This window comes from Collimonas sp. GW821-FHT07E08, assembly GCF_059418905.1.
Genome location: NZ_JBWKQR010000007.1, coordinates 120,208 through 135,842 on the forward strand (window position 1 = coordinate 120,208; position 15,635 = coordinate 135,842).

The window sequence follows — 15,635 nt, forward strand, 5'->3', positions numbered from 1 at the left end:
ACGTCCTGGCAGCTTTACGCTAGCGCCAAAACCGGGCCGGGGCGATGTCAAACCGCCATCTAGGATTGTGCCTTATCCAGCAAGCGGCGGTCGCGCTTGGTCGGCCGCCCTTTGATCTGCTGTGTGGGTTCGTGGAAGAACTTGCGGTCTTCCGCAAGCGTGGCGCGCCTGGCTATGCTTTGTTCGGTTTCCTGGTATAGCGTCTGCGCAATCGCCGCCGAACTGCGGTTGTCTGCCAGCAGCACGACCGTCACCTCCCACACGCTGGCGCCGTTATCGATCGCCAGGATATCGCCGGCTTTCAGGTTGCGGGCCGGCTTGGTGCGCTCATCGTTCAGCCTGACCTTGCCGTGGTCGACCGCGTCGCTGGCCAGCGTGCGGGTCTTGAAAAACCGTGCCGCCCAGAGCCACTTGTCAATACGTACCGCTTCGACCGTCTTACCCATGCTGTGAATCCATAGTCTGCACCGCGCGCTTACACCGGGTTGCCGATGTCGATGAATTGATGCTGCAGGCCGAAATGCTCGGCCAGGTGGCGGCCCAGGGCTTGCACGCCGTAGCGCTCGGTGGCGTGATGGCCGGCCGCCAGGTAGGCCACCCCGGTTTCACGCGCCAGGTGCACGGTCGGCTCGGAAATCTCGCCGCTGATGTAGACGCCGGCGCCGGCGGCAATTGCATCGCCCAGCAGGTTTTGCGCGGCGCCGGTACACCAGGCGACCTGCCCGAGGCGCTGGGACGGATCGCCGATCAGGACCGGAACGCGCTGCAGCCGGCGTTCAATCACATTAGCCAAATCGCCCACGGTGCTTACCTGCGGATCGCTGACGCTGCCCAGCCAGCCCAGGCTGTCTTCGCCGAAGCGGCCATTGGGCGACAAACCCAATTGCTGCGCCAGCTGCACATTGTTGCCAAAATCCGCATGGGCATCGAGCGGCAGGTGATAGGCAAACAGGTTGATATCGTGCGTCAGCAGCAATTTCAGGCGCTTGTGCTTGGGGCCGACGACGCGCGCGTCCTCGCCGCGCCAAAAATAACCGTGGTGCACCAGGATGGCGTCCGCACCGCTGTCTACGGCCGCTTCCAGCAGAGCGAAGCTGGCGGTGACGCCTGTCACCAGGCGCTTAATTTCGGCGCGTCCTTCCACCTGCAAGCCATTTGGGCAATAATCACGGAACTGTGTAATATTTAATGCTTCGGCAAGATATTTCTCCAGCTCAATGCGATCCACCGCTTTTACCGATTCTTGATCCACGATTCCTTACTCCTTCTAAGATCTTCACTATGCGACGTTTCTGGCTGTTATTTGCGCAAACCATCACCATCGGTTTAGCGATCTGGTTCATTGTAACGACCTTGAAGCCGGATTGGCTAAACGGCGCCTTGACCAGTTCGCCGACGCATATCGCCGCGTCGAAGGTGCCGCTGCAGGAAGTCGCCCCGGGAACGCCGACGCCGGGCTCCTACCGCCAGGCTGCGCAGCGCGCGATGCCGTCGGTGGTGAATGTTTTTACCAGCAAGGACGCCAAGCCGGTCACGCCTGACATGCCGGAAGATCCGCTGCTCAGGAAATTCTTCGGCGACCGCGGCGACGACCAGGACGAGAAACAGTCCAGCCTTGGTTCGGGCGTCATCGTCAGCGCGCAGGGTTATATCCTGACCAACAACCATGTGGTCGAAGCAGCCGATGAAATCGAAGTGGCGCTGGCCGACGGCCGCACCACTACCGCCAAGGTGGTGGGGACCGATCCTGAAACCGACCTGGCCGTGATCAAGATCGAGCTGCCGAACCTGCCTGCGGTGACGCTGGGCCGCGCCGACCAGGCCAGCGTCGGCGACGTCGTGCTGGCCATCGGCAATCCGTTCGGGGTCGGCCAGACGGTGACCATGGGGATCATTTCGGCGCTCGGCCGCAGCCACCTCGGCATCAACCAGTTTGAAAACTTCATCCAGACCGACGCCGCGATCAACCCCGGCAATTCCGGCGGCGCGCTGATCGACACCAACGGCAACCTGATCGGCATCAACACCGCAATCTATTCGCGCACCGGCGGTTCGCTCGGAATCGGATTTGCCGTGCCGATGACTACCGCCAAGACTGTGATGGAATCGATTATCAACACCGGCCACATGGTGCGCGGCTATATCGGCGTCGAACCGCAGGACATTACGCCGGAACTGGCCGAAAGCTTCGGCTTGAACCGCAGCACCGGCGCCATCATCGCCGGCGTGATCAAGAATGGACCGGCCGACAAGGCCGGCCTGAAGCCGGGCGATATCCTGGTGGCGATCGAAGGCAAGCCGATCACCGACAGCACCGACATGACCAACCTGATCGCCCAGCTGCAGCCTGGCAGCAAAGCCAAGCTGACGGTGTTGCGCAAGACCAAGGAAACCACGGTGGAAGCCATTATCGGCAAGCGGCCGCCGATGAAACGCGAACCAGAATAAATGCGCGCCGCCGCACTCAATCTCATAAAGGAAACCGGTAATGCACGTACGTGACCTGACCCAATACCTGGCCGAACTGTCGGAAAACAATAACCGGGCCTGGTTTGTCATGAACAAGCCGCGCTACGATATCTTGCGGGCAGAGTTCCTGGAACTGGTGGTGCGCCTGATCGCCCAGGTCAGCAAATTCGATCCGGCCATCGCCGGCTGCAATCCGAAGAAAGCGCTGTTCCGGATCAACCGCGACATGCGCTTTTCGCATGACAAAAGTCCGTACAAATCCTATTTCTCGGCCTCCATCACGGCCAGCGGCCTGAAGAAGCCGAGCCAGGGCGGCGGTCCGGCTTATTACTTCCATATCGACGCCAGCGGCACCCTGCTCATCGCCGGCGGCGAATACATGCCGCCGGCCGACCGCTTGCGGGCGATCCGCCAGCAGGTGGTCGCCGACGCCAAGGGTTTTGGCAAGCTGCTGAAAAACAAGAAACTGGTGGAGACTTACGGCGACCTGCAGACCGAGGGCAAGCTGACCCGTCCGCCCAAAGGTTTTGACGCCGACTCGCCGCACATCGAATATGTCAAGATGAAAAACTTTATCGTCTGGAACGAACAGCCGGTGAAGAAGATGTTGTCGGACGCGCTGGAGAAAGAACTGGTGTCCGGCTTTAAAGATGCCTACCCGCTGGTAAGCTGGCTGCGGCAGATCAAGACCCCGATTGCCGAGTAACGCGAGGCGGCCTGGCAGCCGCCCGCTCGATTCAGATGGTTTTTTCCGATTCTTCCGCAGGCGCCTGGGTCGCCTTGACGAACAGCGGCGCTACCAGCAGGCCGACCTCGTACAGCAGGCACAGCGGCACGGCCAGCAACAGCTGGCTCATGATGTCCGGCGGCGTCACCACTGCCGCCACCACGAAAGCACCCACGATTACATAAGGACGGATGGATTTCAGCTTTTCCAGTGAAACCAGGCCCATGCGCACCAGCACGATCACCACGATGGGCACTTCAAACGTCATGCCGAAGGCGATGAACATGGTCATCACGAAATCGAAATAACTATCGATGTCCGGCGCCACCGAAACCGACTTCGGCGCAAAATTGTTAATGAAGTGGAAGATCACCCCAAACACCAGGTAATAACAAAAAGCGACGCCGGCGATAAACAATACCGAGGATGAAATCACCAGCGGCGCAATCAGCTTTTTTTCATGCGCATACAGGCCAGGCGCGATAAACGCCCACAGCTGGTACAGCACCCATGGCAGAGCGATGACAAAGGCCAGCAGCAGGGTCACCTTGACCGGGATCAGGAACGGCGTGATGACGCCGGTAGCGATCATCTTGGCGCCCACCGGCAGGGCAGCGAGCATCGGCGCGGCCAGCAGATCGTAGATATGCGCAGCCCACGGCATCAGGCACAGGAATACCACGATCACTGCGATCGACGCCTTCATGATGCGATTGCGCAATTCCACCAGGTGCGAAATGAACGTCTCTTCGACGCCGCTGGTTTTTTCGAAACCGCCGGTTTTCTGTTCTTCAGTCATGGGAGCAAGGTGTTTTGCAAACAAGCGGATTTGCGGATATCAGCGTTGGCCCCGATTGCCTTGAGGCGATGCATGAAATCATGAAAAAAATGAACCGGAAGCCTTGTTTTGGCCGGCCGGGCGATATTTCGCGACACGCGCGGCGCCGGACAGGACGCGCGCCTTTTGGCCGCTTTGCTGTTTGTACCAGGCGGGAATGGCGCTGGTGCGCGCCAGTTTTTTCTTGCGAAAACTCTTGGCCTTGACCGCCAGCTGCTCGACATTGAAACTGTCCGCGGCGCCCACGCTGCTGTCGTTCCAGGCAGCGTGCAGCGATTCCTTGGTATCAGAAACGCTGCGGGCGATGCTTTGCTCGATATCGCTGGCCGCTTCCTGCACGTCTTGCTGCATCTTGCGCAATTCTTCCAGTTCAATCTCGCGACTGACTTCCGATTTGACTTCATTGATGTAGCGTTGCGCGCGGCCGAACAGGGAACCCGCCATGCGAGCCACGGTCGGCAGTTTTTCCGGCCCGACAACAACCAGTGCAACGACACCAATCAGAGCGAGTTTAGTAAGACCAATATCGATCATGGGAAGGAGCAGCAAACATCATCCACGGCCGGCTTGAAGCAGGCGCCGGCCGCCATGAATCAGTTGCCGGACTTGTCCTTTTCTTTGGTTGCAACGTCAATCGTCGCTTTGTCGGCGGCTTGTTTTTCTTCTTCGCCCTTGACGCCATCCTTGAAGCCCTTGACTGCCTTGCCCAGGTCGGAACCCATATTGCCGATTTTCTTGGTGCCAAACACCAACATCACGATAACCAGCACGATCAACCAGTGCCAAATGCTGAACGAACCCATTTTTTTCTCCTTGTCGGACAAGCTGTCCGATCCTGCTAAGTCAACACACCGTTAAATTCTCACAAACCACCTGCAGCGCACCTGCAGCTTTCGCTGCCGCCGGACAATCAATCAGGCTGGTTCAGCGCTGCCCACGCCACGGTTTAGGTCCGCCGATGACGTGCATATGCAAATGGTACACCTCTTGGCCGCCGTCAGGCCCGACGTTGAAGACAGTCTTGTAGCCGCCGCTAGCGTGGCCCTGCTCGTCCAACTGGTAACCGCAGCCCTGTTCTTGCGCCAGGCGCGGCGCCAGCAGCGCCATTTTACCCAACAAAGCGGCATGCGCCTCAGTACAATCGGCCAAAGTCGCGATGTGCTGCTTGGGCACGATCAGGAAATGGATGGGCGCGGCCGGATTGATGTCATGGAAAGCGATCAGGTCGTCATCTTCATAGATCGCTTTCGAGGGAATCTGCTTGGCTGCAATTTTGCAAAAAATACAATTTTCCAAATTATCTCCGAGGCTTGAAGGATTCTTGAACGATTCTGAAACGATTCAGATCTTGTCTTGGCCGGTTTCCTGCTGCTCACGGTCGCTCAGCTTGCGGCTGGCTTTTTCTTCGATGCCCGACAGGCCCTCGCGCCGCGCCAGTTCCTGCAGCACGTCTTGCGGCGTCAGGTTGAACTGGGCCAGCATGATCATCGAATGGAACCACAGGTCTGCGCATTCGTACAAGACATGCGAAGAATCGCCATCTACCCGCGCATCCTTGGCGGCCATCACGGTTTCCGTCGCTTCCTCGCCGATTTTCTTCAGGATCGCATCGTCGCCCTTGGCGAACAGCCGCGCAACGTACGAAGTCTCCGGGTCGCCGCCGTTGGCCGGTTTGCGCGACTCGATGACCGCAGCCAGGCGCTTTAGGGTTTCACTCATGATTGCTTCCGCTTATCTGCTCGTTTATCTGCTTACTTGTATATCTCGTCCGGTTCTTTCAGCACCGGCTCGACCGTTTCCCAGCCCTTGCCCTCGCTCTCCAATTTCTGGAAAAAACAGGAGTGGCGGCCGGTATGGCAGGCGATGTCGCCGGCCTGGGTTACTTTCAGCAGCACCACGTCCTCGTCGCAGTCGAGACGGATTTCGTGCACTTTCTGCACATGGCCGGATTCTTCCCCCTTGTGCCACAGTTTCTTGCGCGTGCGGCTCCAGTACACCGCTTCGCCCAGCGCCACCGTCTTCGCCAGGGCGTCGCGGTTCATCCAGGCGAACATCAAGACATCGTTCGAGCCGAGTTCCTGGGTGATCACCGGCACCAGGCCGTGTTCATCCCACCTTACCTTGTTTAACCAACTCACGCTGCTCATGCTAGCCTCATCGGAATCTGCTGTGCCGCCATGAATTGCTTGGCTTCTTGCACAGTATGTTGACCATAATGGAAAATGCTGGCCGCCAGCACCGCATCGGCGCGGCCGATCTTGATGCCGTCTGCCAGGTCCTGCAAACCGCCGACGCCGCCGGAAGCAATCACCGGGATCGTCACGGCATTGGAGACGCTGCTGGTCAAGGCCAGGTCGAAACCAACCTTGGTGCCGTCGCGATCCATGCTGGTGAGCAGGATTTCGCCCGCGCCCAGCTGCTCCATCTTTTGCGCCCATTCGATCGCATCGAGGCCGGTGGCCTTGCGCCCGCCATGGGTGAAGACTTCCCATTTTCCGGGCGCGACCTGCTTGGCGTCGATTGCGACCACAATGCATTGCGAACCGTACTTGGCGGCGGCATCCGCCACCAGCTGCGGATTGGTGACGGCGGAGGTGTTGATGCCGACCTTGTCGGCGCCTGCGTTCAGCAAACGCCGTACGTCTTCCACCGCCCGCACGCCGCCGCCGACCGTCAGCGGGATGAATACCTGCGACGCAACCGCTTCGATGATCGGCAGGATCAGGTCGCGGCCGTCGGAGGAAGCGGTGATGTCGAGGAAAGTGATTTCGTCAGCGCCCTGCTGGTCGTAGCGGCGGGCAATCTCGACCGGATCGCCGGCGTCGCGCAGCTCCAGGAAATTGACGCCCTTGACCACGCGGCCATTGGTCACGTCGAGGCAGGGAATGATGCGTTTGGCAAGCGTCATGGCTGGTCAGCGTCGGGCTGCTCGGATAAGTCTTCGTCTTCGACGAACTCGTCGCTCAGTTCGTCGGCGCGCTCTTGCGCCGAACGCAGGTCGAGCGTGCCTTCGTAAATCGAACGGCCGCAAATCACTGCCTCGATGCCTTCGTCCTGCACCGCGCACAACGCTTCCACATCCTTGACGTTGTGCACGCCGCCGGAAGCGATCACCGGGATGGTCATGCTTTGCGCCAGCTTGACGGTCGCTTCGATATTGACGCCGCCCATCATGCCGTCGCGGCCGATGTCGGTATACACGATCGAGGCGCAGCCGTAGTCTTCGAATTTCTTGGCGAGGTCGATCACTTCGTGGCCGGACAGCTTGCTCCAGCCATCGGTGGCGACCTTGCCGTCCTTGGCGTCGAGGCCGACGATGATCTGGCCCGGGAAAGCGCTGCAGGCATCGTGCAGGAAACCGGGGTTCTTGACCGCGGCGGTGCCGATGATGATGTAGCTCAGGCCGTCGTCCAGGTAGCGTTCGATGGTGTCCAGGTCGCGGATGCCGCCGCCCAGCTGCACCGGGATTTCCTCGACGCCGTTGAGTACGGCGAATTCGCGCACCGCCTTGATGATGGCCTTGACCGCGGGTTCGTTCTTCGGCTTGCCGGCGAACGCGCCATTGAGGTCAACCAGGTGCAGGCGGCGTGCGCCTTGCATCAGCCAATGGCGGGCCATCTCGCCCGGATCGTCGGAAAATACAGTGGCTTGGTCCATATCGCCCTGTTTCAGGCGTACGCAGTGACCGTCTTTGAGGTCGATGGCAGGTATCAGCAGCATGGCTACAATTGTGTATGAGGTGAAGTCGGTTAAAAATCCGCCCAGTGAAATCCGGGCAGCTAATTTGCTCAGTTAAGCTCGCTCAGTCCGGTTTGAATAAATATCCGCATAAACCAGCGGGAATGCCGGAATATATTCAAGGCTTCCATTGCACGAAATTCTTGTACAGCTGCAAACCGGCACTGGCGCTTTTCTCCGGATGAAACTGCGTGGCAAAAATATTATCACGGCCGACCGCGCAGCTAAACGCCGCGCCGTACTCAGTCTCGCCGAAGGTATGCGCAGCATCGGCCGGCACTGCGTAATAGCTATGGACGAAATAAAAATAATCCTGGTCGGCAATACCGTGCCAGAGCGGATGAGACTGCGCCTGGCGCACTCGGTTCCAGCCCATCTGCGGCACCTTGAAACGCGAACCGTCGTCCTGCAGCCGGCCGTCCAGGCGGAAGCGCACTACCTTGCCGGGCAACAATCCCAGGCCGGCGGTATCGCCTTCTTCGCTCAGGTCGAACAGCATCTGCTCGCCGACGCAGACGCCTAGCAACGGCTTGCTGCGCGCGGCTTCCAGCAGCACTTCCTGCAGGCCCGATTCGCGCAGGCTGCGCATGCAATCCGGCATCGCTCCCTGGCCTGGCAGGACCAGGCGGTCGGCGGACCGGATATCGGCAATCGTACCCGAGATCAGGACCTCGGCTTCCGGCGCCACCTGGCGCAGGGCCTGCGCCACCGAGCGCAAGTTACCCATGCCATAGTCAACTACAACAATTTTGTTCATGATAAAGATTCAAGTCCCGAGGAAAGTCCGGGTAAATAAGCTCAACCTTAGAGGCTGCCCTTGGTCGAAGGAATGGTGCCGGCGGAACGCGGATCCAGCTCTGCAGCCATGCGCAACGCACGGCCAAACGCCTTGAAGACGGTTTCGCATTGATGATGGGCGTTTTCGCCGCGCAGGTTGTCGATATGCAAAGATACCAGTGCATGATTGACAAAGCCCTGGAAAAATTCGTGGGTCAGGTCGACGTCGAAGCCGCCGATCATGGCGCGCTTGAACGGCACGTGGAATTCCAGGCCCGGGCGGCCGGAGAAATCGATCACCACGCGCGACAGCGCTTCGTCCAGCGGCACATAAGCATGGCCGTAGCGGCGGATGCCCTTCTTGTCGCCGATGGCTTTGGCGAACGCTTGCCCCAAGGTAATGCCGACGTCTTCCACCGTGTGGTGGGCGTCGATATGCAGGTCGCCGTTGGCTTCGATGTCGAGGTCGATCAGGCCATGCCGCGCAATCTGGTCCAGCATATGGTCAAGGAACGGCACGCCGGTATTCAGCTTTTGCTGGCCGCTGCCGTCCAGATTGATGGAGACGCGGATTTGCGTCTCGTTGGTATTGCGCGTGATCGATGCAGTTCGAGGCGTAGACATGTTGAGCTTGAGACCAATTTACTATGTGGTGACGCACAGGCGTCGTGGAGGTAAGTGTACTAAATTATTCGGCGACCGGATTGAAGATCGAGATTGTTGCAGCTTCCCCGTTAGTCACTAGTGAAGCCTGGCCAAGGCAGCTTTTTGGGCTGCATCGCCATTTTACCGACATTTTCATGTTTTCCCGCTAATGGCAGCCTTGATAATCGCTATAAGCGTTGCTATTCAAGCCAAATGCCTATGCCAGCGCCCGTTCGTCGGGCTTCTGGCTGTCGAGCTGCGCCAGCCGCTGTTCGATCAGCGCGCAGTACTCGGGATTGAGCTCGAAGCCGACAAAGCGCCGTCCGCAACGGCGCGCCGCTACCGCCGTGGTGCCGCTGCCCATGAAGGGATCGAGCACGATCCCGCCCGGCGGGCAGGAAGCCTTGATCATGCGCTCCACGATTTCCAGCGGCTTCTGGGTCGGATGGTCGGCCCGCTCGCGATGTTCGCGATGCAGGCGCGAGACGCTCCAGACGTCTTTCGGGTTATAGCCCAGCTCCAGCCACTTGGCGCCGACAAAAATCGAGCGCGAGCGCGCTTTCTTGGTTTCAGCGTCGTAGGGAATCCGGATGGCGTCGAGGTCGAAGTAATAATCCTTGGCGCGGGCGAAGAAGCCGATCGTGTCGTGCACCGACGAAAAACGCCGGGTGCCGCCACCCATCGAAGGCACCCGCCGGTCCCAGATGATTTCATTGTTCATGATCATGCGCTGCTTGAGCATGACAAAAATCTCGGGCGAAAAGCGCCAGGTCAGGAAAATGTAGAGGCTGCCGTTCGGCTTCAGTTTCGGCAAGGCGGCGTCTATCCACTCTTCGGTCCAGCGCAGGTAAGCCGCGGTGTCGAGCTTGTCGGAATCGTTGCCGTAGTCCTTGCCCAGGCCGTAAGGCGGATCGGCCAGCAGCAGGTCGACCGAACCGTCCGGTATGCGCCGCAGGCCCTGCAGCGCGTCCTCGCCATAGATGCGGTCGATCCAGTCGTCGCTCATCGCAGCCACGCCGCTGTCATTGCGGCTTGTCTTTCAAGCGGTATTCGGCAGACCGGGCATGCGCCTGCAATCCTTCGCCATAAGCCAGTTCCGCCGCGACCTTGCCCAGTGCCTGGGCGCCGGCCTCGCTGATGTTGATGATGCTGGAACGCTTCTGGAAATCGTAGACGCCGAGCGGCGACGAGAAACGCGCGGTGCGCGAAGTCGGCAGTACGTGGTTTGGTCCGGCGCAGTAGTCGCCCAGCGCTTCCGACGAAAACCGGCCCAGGAACATGGCGCCGGCGTGGCGGATCCGGTCGGCCCAGCGCTGCGGATTTTCGGCCGAAATTTCCAGGTGCTCCGCCGCGATGTGATTGGCGATCTCGCAGGCATGCTCCATGTCGCGCACTATCACCAGCGCGCCGCGGTTGGTGAGCGAAGTGCGGATCACTTCATGGCGCGGCATCAGCGGCAGCTGCCGGTTGATGCTGGCTTCGACGGCGGCGATGTAAGCCGGGTCAGGACACAGCAGGATCGACTGCGCCAGCTCATCGTGCTCGGCTTGCGAAAACAGGTCCATCGCGATCCAGTCGGGATCGGTGGTGCCGTCGCACAGCACCAGGATTTCGGAAGGCCCGGCAATCATGTCGATGCCGACCGTGCCGAATACGCGCCGCTTGGCAGCCGCGACATAAGCGTTGCCGGGGCCGACAATCTTGTCGACCTGGGGAACGGTAGCCGTGCCGTAGGCCAGCGCAGCCACCGCTTGCGCGCCGCCGATGGTGAATACGCGATCGACGCCGGCAATGGCTGCCGCCGCCAGCACCAGCGGATTCTTGACGCCGTCCGGAGTCGGCACCACCATGATGATTTCCTGCACGCCGGCGACCTTGGCCGGAATCGCATTCATCAGCACCGAGGACGGATAAGCCGCCTTGCCACCGGGGACATAGATGCCGACGCGGTCCAGCGGCGTGACCTTTTGCCCCAGCACGGTGCCGTCGGCTTCGGTGTAGCTGAAGCCGTCCGAACCGCATTCGACTTTCTGGCGCTGGTGGTAGCTGCGCACGCGGTCGGCCGCGATCTGCAAGGCACCGCGGCGTTCTGGAGAAAGCTCGGCCAGCGCCGCCTGCAATTCCTGCTGGCCGATTTCCAGCAGGCTGACGTCGTTTACGCTGAGGCGATCGAAACGGTTGGTGTATTCCAGCACGGCGGCGTCGCCGCGCGCTTTGACGTCGGCCAGGATGCGTGCCGCGGCCTGGTCGATGGCTTCGTCTTCGCCTGCCTCGAACGCCAGCAGCGCTGTCAGTTGCGCCTGGAAATTCGGCAGCCCTGCATCGAGTTTTCTGATTGCTATGCTCATGTCACTTCCAGTTTGCGGTGCGGTTTCCGCCGCAGCTGCGTCGCCGCGGCTTATTGAATCGAAGCTTTTTCGAAAGCCTCCAGGATCGGCTGCAAGCGCTCGCGCTTGAGCTTCAATGCGGCCTGGTTCACCACCAGCCGCGACGAGATATCCATGATGTGTTCGACTTCAACCAGGTTATTGGCGCGCAAGGTGCCGCCGGTGCTGACCAGGTCGACAATCGCATCCGCCAGCCCGACCAGCGGCGCCAGCTCCATCGAGCCGTACAGCTTGATCAGGTCGACGTGCATGCCCTTCGCCGCGAAGTGTTCGCGCGCCGTCAGCAGGTATTTGGTGGCGACCCGCAGCCGCGCGCCCTGGCGGATCGCGCTGGCGTAGTCGAAGCCGGCCGATACCGCCACCGACATGCGGCATTTTGCAATCTCCAGGTCAATCGGCTGATACAGGCCTTCGCCGCCATGCTCCAGCAGCACATCCTTGCCCGCCACGCCAAAATCGGCGGCGCCGTATTGCACATAGGTCGGCACGTCGGAAGCGCGCACGATGATCACGTTGACCTGCGGATCGTTGGTCGCCAGGATCAGCTTGCGCGAGGTTTCCGGATCTTCGGTGACCTCGATGCCGGCCGCCTTCAGCAGCGGCAAGGTCTCTTCAAAGATGCGGCCTTTCGACAAGGCCAGGGTCAGCTTCTGGCTCATTTGATTCTTTCGATATTTGCGCCGACTGCGGACAGTTTGCGCTCCATCTCGTCGTAGCCGCGGTCCAGGTGGTAGACGCGCTCGATCAGGGTCTGGCCTTGCGCCACCAGGCCGGAAATCACCAGCGAAGCGGAGGCGCGCAGGTCGGTCGCCATCACCGGTGCACCGACCAGCCTGTCGACGCCCTTGATGATGGCGGTATTGCCCTGGACATCGATGGCAGCGCCGAGGCGGTTCATTTCCTGCACGTGCATGAAGCGGTTTTCAAAGATCGTTTCGGTAACGTGGCTGGTGCCTTCGGCAATGCTGTTCATCGCCATGAACTGCGCTTGCATGTCGGTCGGGAAGCCCGGATATTCAGTGGTGCGGAAACTGACCGCCTTGGGCCGCGCCGCCATCTGCACGCGGATCCAGTCGTCGCCGGAAGTGAGGATCACGCCGGCTTCGCGCAGCTTGTCCAGCACCGCGTCCAGGATGTGGCTGCGGGTATTTTTCAACATGACGTCGCCGCCGGTGGCCGCCACTGCGCACAGGAAGGTGCCGGTCTCGATACGGTCGGCGATCACCGCGTGCTCGGCGCCGTGCAGCTTGTCGACGCCTTGGATCGTCAGGCGATCGGTGCCGATGCCGTCGATCTTGGCGCCCATCGCTACCAGCAGGTTGGCCAGGTCGGTCACTTCAGGCTCGCGCGCAGCGTTTTCCAGGACCGTCTCGCCATCGGCCAGGGTTGCGGCCATCAGCAGGTTTTCAGTACCGGTGACGGTGATCATGTCGGTGACGACGCGCGTACCCTTGAGCTTCTTGGCCTTGGCATGGATGTAGCCGGCTTCGATCGCAATCTCGGCGCCCATCGCCTGCAAGCCTTTGATGTGCTGGTCGACCGGACGCGAACCGATGCCGCAGCCGCCCGGCAGCGACACCCGTGCTTCGCCGAAGCGCGCCAGCAGCGGCCCCAGCACCAGGATCGATGCGCGCATGGTTTTCACCATTTCGTAGGGCGCTTCCAGGTTGGTGATGGCGTCGCCTTGCAGGGTCACGAAGTGGCCGTCCTGGGTCGCCTTCAATCCCATCTGGCGCAGCAGCTTGAGGATGGTCGATACATCGTGCAGGTTCGGCACGTTGCTGAGGTGCAGCTGGTCCGAGCTAAGCAAGCCGGCGCACAGGATAGGCAGCGCCGCATTTTTTGCGCCGGAAATGGTGATTTCGCCGGAAAGGCGGTTACCGCCCTGTATCAATAATTTATCCATGGTGACTTCTCGCAGTGGTGTTCGTTGTATCTGGCAGGGCAGCCGCCCGGCCGGTCATTTGTTCTCTTGAAATTCTTCCGGCGTCAGTGTCTTCATCGACAAGGCGTGGATTTCTTCGCGCATGCGGTCGCCCAGCGCCGCATAGACGATCTGGTGGCGCTGTATCGGACGCTTGCCGGCGAAGGCTGCGGACACGATCACTGCCTTGAAATGCTGGCCGTCGCCCTCGACATCCAGGTGCGAGCATTCGAGGCCGGCGGCGATGTAGCTTTTAACGAGATCAGGTGTAGGGAACATAATATTTTCTTAGCTGTTTTTCCAACGTAGAGATGCACTCAGTGCCGCAATTTATAGCCGCGCTTCAGCATCTGCACCGCTACCGCCGACAGCAACGCCAGGAATATGCAGATGATCAGCAGGCTGATCAGCGGGTTAATGTCTGACTGCCCGAAAAAGCCGTAGCGGAATCCGTCTATCATATAAAAGAACGGATTCAGATGCGATACGGCCTGCCAAAACGGCGGCAACGATTTGATCGAATAAAACACGCCGGCAAGGAAGGTCGCCGGCATGATCAGGAAATTCTGGAAGACTGCCAGCTGGTCGAACTTGTCTGCCCAGATGCCGGCGATCAAACCCATGGTGCCCAGCAGCGCGGCGCCCAGGAATGCAAAAATCACGATCCACCACGGCGCCACGAAAGACAGGTTGCCGAACCAGGCGGTGATCACAAACACACCCAGGCCGACCGCCACGCCGCGCACTACCGAGGCCAGCACGTAAGCGCCGTACAGCTCCCAGTGCGACAGCGGCGTCAGCAGGACAAACACCAGATTGCCGGTCATTTTCGACTGTGTCAACGACGACGAGGTATTGGCGAAGGCATTTTGCAACACGCTCATCATCACCAGGCCGGGAATCAGGAATGCGGTGTACTGCACGCCGGGATAGACCTCGATATGGTCCTTGAGGGTATGGCCGAAAATCAGCAGGTACAGCATCGCCGTCAGTATCGGCGCGCCTATGGTTTGCGTCGCGACTTTCCAGAAGCGCAGCACTTCCTTGTAGAACAGGGTTTGGAAACCAACCATCATTTGACACCGCCCGCGCTGTATTCATCGGCAAAAACATTAAAGCCGCTGGCGCTGACCTTGCTGTCCATGATCTGCAGGAACACGTCTTCCAGGTCTGCCTGCTGCAGCTGCATGTCCTCGATCACCGCGCCAGCATGGCGCAAGGCGCCGAGGATCGGTTCGACATCAGCGTATTCGTTGACCCGCAGCGAGAACTTGCTGCCGTCGGCGTGCAGCACCAAAGGCTGCAGCGCTGCCGGCAAACTGCCGCTGGACAGGTTGACCAGCAATTGCGAACCGGCGATGCGCTTGATCAGCGCCGAGGTGGAGTCGAGCGCCACGACCTGGCCCAGCTTGAGCATGGCGATGCGGTTGCACTGCTCTTGCGCTTCTTCCAGGTAATGTGTGGTCAGGACCACGGTGTGGCCTTCGCGGTTGAGGCGTGAAATGAAGCGCCACAAGGTCTGCCGCAATTCGACGTCGACACCGGCGGTCGGCTCGTCCAGCACGATCACCGGCGGCTTGTGGACCAGGGCCTGCGCCACCAGCACACGCCGTTTCATGCCGCCCGACAGGGCACGCATGTTGGTGTCGGCCTTGCTGGTCAGGTCGAGGTTTTCCATCACCTCGTCGATCCATTTGTCATTGTTCTTCAGGCCGTAATAACCGGACTGTATGCGCAGCGTTTCGCGCACCGTGAAAAACGGATCGAACACCAGTTCTTGCGGCACCACGCCGAGATTGCGGCGCGCCGCGCGATAGTCGCTGACCACGTCGTGGCCATGGACCGTGACGTTGCCTGAATCCGGGTGGTTAAGGCCGGCGATGATTGAAATCAAGGTGGTCTTGCCAGCGCCGTTAGGACCCAGCAAACCGAAGAATTCACCTTCTTCGATGGTCAGGGAAACGCCGCCCAGCGCCTGCAAGGACTGGTAACGCTTCTTGACGTTGGTAATTTGGATGGCCGCCATAGTGCCTTGCTAAATATTCTTAAATTGGAACGCCGCAGCAATGCTGCCGATTTGCCGGCCAAACCATGCTGGCCGGTGGCGGAACCCTTGATTATATTGGATTT

21 protein-coding genes are annotated in these 15,635 nt (G+C 60.0%); 2 read left to right on the plus strand and 19 right to left on the minus strand.

Annotated elements, in window-relative coordinates; genetic code table 11:
* Positions 1–59: 59 nt before the first annotated feature.
* Both AC07RZ_RS10890 and AC07RZ_RS10895 read right to left on the minus strand, forming a co-directional pair.
* On the minus strand, positions 60–446 hold the full coding sequence (locus AC07RZ_RS10890; protein WP_494667947.1) for an RNA-binding S4 domain-containing protein: 387 nt from the start codon (positions 444–446) through the stop codon (positions 60–62).
* Between the two features lie 29 nt (positions 447–475).
* The gene (locus AC07RZ_RS10895) at positions 476–1,228 is read right to left on the minus strand and encodes a Nif3-like dinuclear metal center hexameric protein (RefSeq protein WP_494668017.1); all 753 of its coding nucleotides are present in this window, start codon (positions 1,226–1,228) and stop codon (positions 476–478) included.
* Positions 1,229–1,281: 53 nt separating this feature from the next.
* Here AC07RZ_RS10895 and AC07RZ_RS10900 point away from each other — a divergent pair, with 53 nt between their 5' ends.
* Entirely contained in the window at positions 1,282–2,448 is a 1,167-nt protein-coding gene (locus AC07RZ_RS10900) for a Do family serine endopeptidase (protein WP_494667948.1), read from the plus strand.
* A 40-nt stretch (positions 2,449–2,488) separates the two neighbouring features.
* Positions 2,489–3,175, plus strand: a complete 687-nt coding sequence (locus AC07RZ_RS10905; protein WP_144739988.1) for a TIGR02453 family protein — start codon at positions 2,489–2,491, stop codon at positions 3,173–3,175.
* 31 nt (positions 3,176–3,206) lie between these two features.
* On the opposite strand, the gene tatC is transcribed toward AC07RZ_RS10905, so the two are convergent.
* The 17 genes from tatC to AC07RZ_RS10990 form a co-directional block, all read right to left on the minus strand.
* On the minus strand, positions 3,207–3,995 hold the full coding sequence (tatC, locus tag AC07RZ_RS10910; RefSeq protein WP_144740000.1) for a twin-arginine translocase subunit TatC: 789 nt from the start codon (positions 3,993–3,995) through the stop codon (positions 3,207–3,209).
* A gap of 78 nt (positions 3,996–4,073) precedes the next feature.
* The gene (gene tatB / locus AC07RZ_RS10915) at positions 4,074–4,568 is read right to left on the minus strand and encodes a Sec-independent protein translocase protein TatB (RefSeq protein ID WP_144740236.1); all 495 of its coding nucleotides are present in this window, start codon (positions 4,566–4,568) and stop codon (positions 4,074–4,076) included.
* Positions 4,569–4,627: 59 nt separating this feature from the next.
* Positions 4,628–4,837, minus strand: coding sequence for a Sec-independent protein translocase subunit TatA (gene tatA / locus AC07RZ_RS10920; protein ID WP_092394664.1), 210 nt, complete (start codon positions 4,835–4,837; stop codon positions 4,628–4,630).
* A gap of 121 nt (positions 4,838–4,958) precedes the next feature.
* Entirely contained in the window at positions 4,959–5,330 is a 372-nt protein-coding gene (locus AC07RZ_RS10925) for a histidine triad nucleotide-binding protein (protein ID WP_494667949.1), read from the minus strand.
* Positions 5,331–5,375: 45 nt separating this feature from the next.
* Complete coding sequence (locus tag AC07RZ_RS10930; protein WP_092394657.1) at positions 5,376–5,753, minus strand: phosphoribosyl-ATP diphosphatase; 378 nt, start codon at positions 5,751–5,753, stop codon at positions 5,376–5,378.
* Positions 5,754–5,785: 32 nt separating this feature from the next.
* The gene (gene hisI, locus AC07RZ_RS10935) at positions 5,786–6,181 is read right to left on the minus strand and encodes a phosphoribosyl-AMP cyclohydrolase (protein WP_144740003.1); all 396 of its coding nucleotides are present in this window, start codon (positions 6,179–6,181) and stop codon (positions 5,786–5,788) included.
* Positions 6,178–6,942 carry an imidazole glycerol phosphate synthase subunit HisF gene (gene hisF / locus AC07RZ_RS10940; RefSeq protein WP_061538751.1) on the minus strand — a complete coding sequence of 255 codons (765 nt, stop codon included), beginning with the start codon at positions 6,940–6,942 and terminating at the stop codon, positions 6,178–6,180. Before hisF ends, hisI begins: the two co-directional genes overlap by 4 nt.
* A complete protein-coding gene (gene hisA / locus AC07RZ_RS10945; protein ID WP_092394648.1) occupies positions 6,939–7,754 on the minus strand; it encodes a 1-(5-phosphoribosyl)-5-[(5-phosphoribosylamino)methylideneamino]imidazole-4-carboxamide isomerase in 816 nt (271 codons plus the stop codon). The genes hisF and hisA overlap by 4 nt, the downstream gene beginning before the upstream one ends.
* A gap of 136 nt (positions 7,755–7,890) precedes the next feature.
* Entirely contained in the window at positions 7,891–8,529 is a 639-nt protein-coding gene (hisH, locus tag AC07RZ_RS10950) for an imidazole glycerol phosphate synthase subunit HisH (protein WP_092394645.1), read from the minus strand.
* 47 nt (positions 8,530–8,576) lie between these two features.
* Positions 8,577–9,173, minus strand: coding sequence for an imidazoleglycerol-phosphate dehydratase HisB (gene hisB, locus AC07RZ_RS10955; RefSeq protein WP_014004509.1), 597 nt, complete (start codon positions 9,171–9,173; stop codon positions 8,577–8,579).
* 238 nt (positions 9,174–9,411) lie between these two features.
* Positions 9,412–10,200, minus strand: a complete 789-nt coding sequence (locus tag AC07RZ_RS10960; RefSeq protein ID WP_494667950.1) for a DNA-methyltransferase — start codon at positions 10,198–10,200, stop codon at positions 9,412–9,414.
* Positions 10,201–10,216: 16 nt separating this feature from the next.
* Positions 10,217–11,542: a histidinol dehydrogenase gene (hisD, locus tag AC07RZ_RS10965; RefSeq protein WP_494667951.1), complete on the minus strand. Its 1,326-nt coding sequence runs from the start codon at positions 11,540–11,542 to the stop codon at positions 10,217–10,219.
* A gap of 50 nt (positions 11,543–11,592) precedes the next feature.
* Positions 11,593–12,240 carry an ATP phosphoribosyltransferase gene (gene hisG / locus AC07RZ_RS10970; RefSeq protein WP_092394637.1) on the minus strand — a complete coding sequence of 216 codons (648 nt, stop codon included), beginning with the start codon at positions 12,238–12,240 and terminating at the stop codon, positions 11,593–11,595.
* Entirely contained in the window at positions 12,237–13,487 is a 1,251-nt protein-coding gene (gene murA / locus AC07RZ_RS10975; RefSeq protein ID WP_144740017.1) for a UDP-N-acetylglucosamine 1-carboxyvinyltransferase, read from the minus strand. The genes hisG and murA overlap by 4 nt, the downstream gene beginning before the upstream one ends.
* Positions 13,488–13,541: 54 nt before the next feature.
* Positions 13,542–13,784 carry a BolA family protein gene (locus tag AC07RZ_RS10980; protein WP_092394631.1) on the minus strand — a complete coding sequence of 81 codons (243 nt, stop codon included), beginning with the start codon at positions 13,782–13,784 and terminating at the stop codon, positions 13,542–13,544.
* Between the two features lie 38 nt (positions 13,785–13,822).
* On the minus strand, positions 13,823–14,578 hold the full coding sequence (locus AC07RZ_RS10985; protein WP_092395083.1) for an ABC transporter permease: 756 nt from the start codon (positions 14,576–14,578) through the stop codon (positions 13,823–13,825).
* Positions 14,578–15,531, minus strand: a complete 954-nt coding sequence (locus AC07RZ_RS10990) for an ABC transporter ATP-binding protein (RefSeq protein WP_092394628.1) — start codon at positions 15,529–15,531, stop codon at positions 14,578–14,580. Before AC07RZ_RS10990 ends, AC07RZ_RS10985 begins: the two co-directional genes overlap by 1 nt.
* Positions 15,532–15,635: the final 104 nt, after the last annotated feature.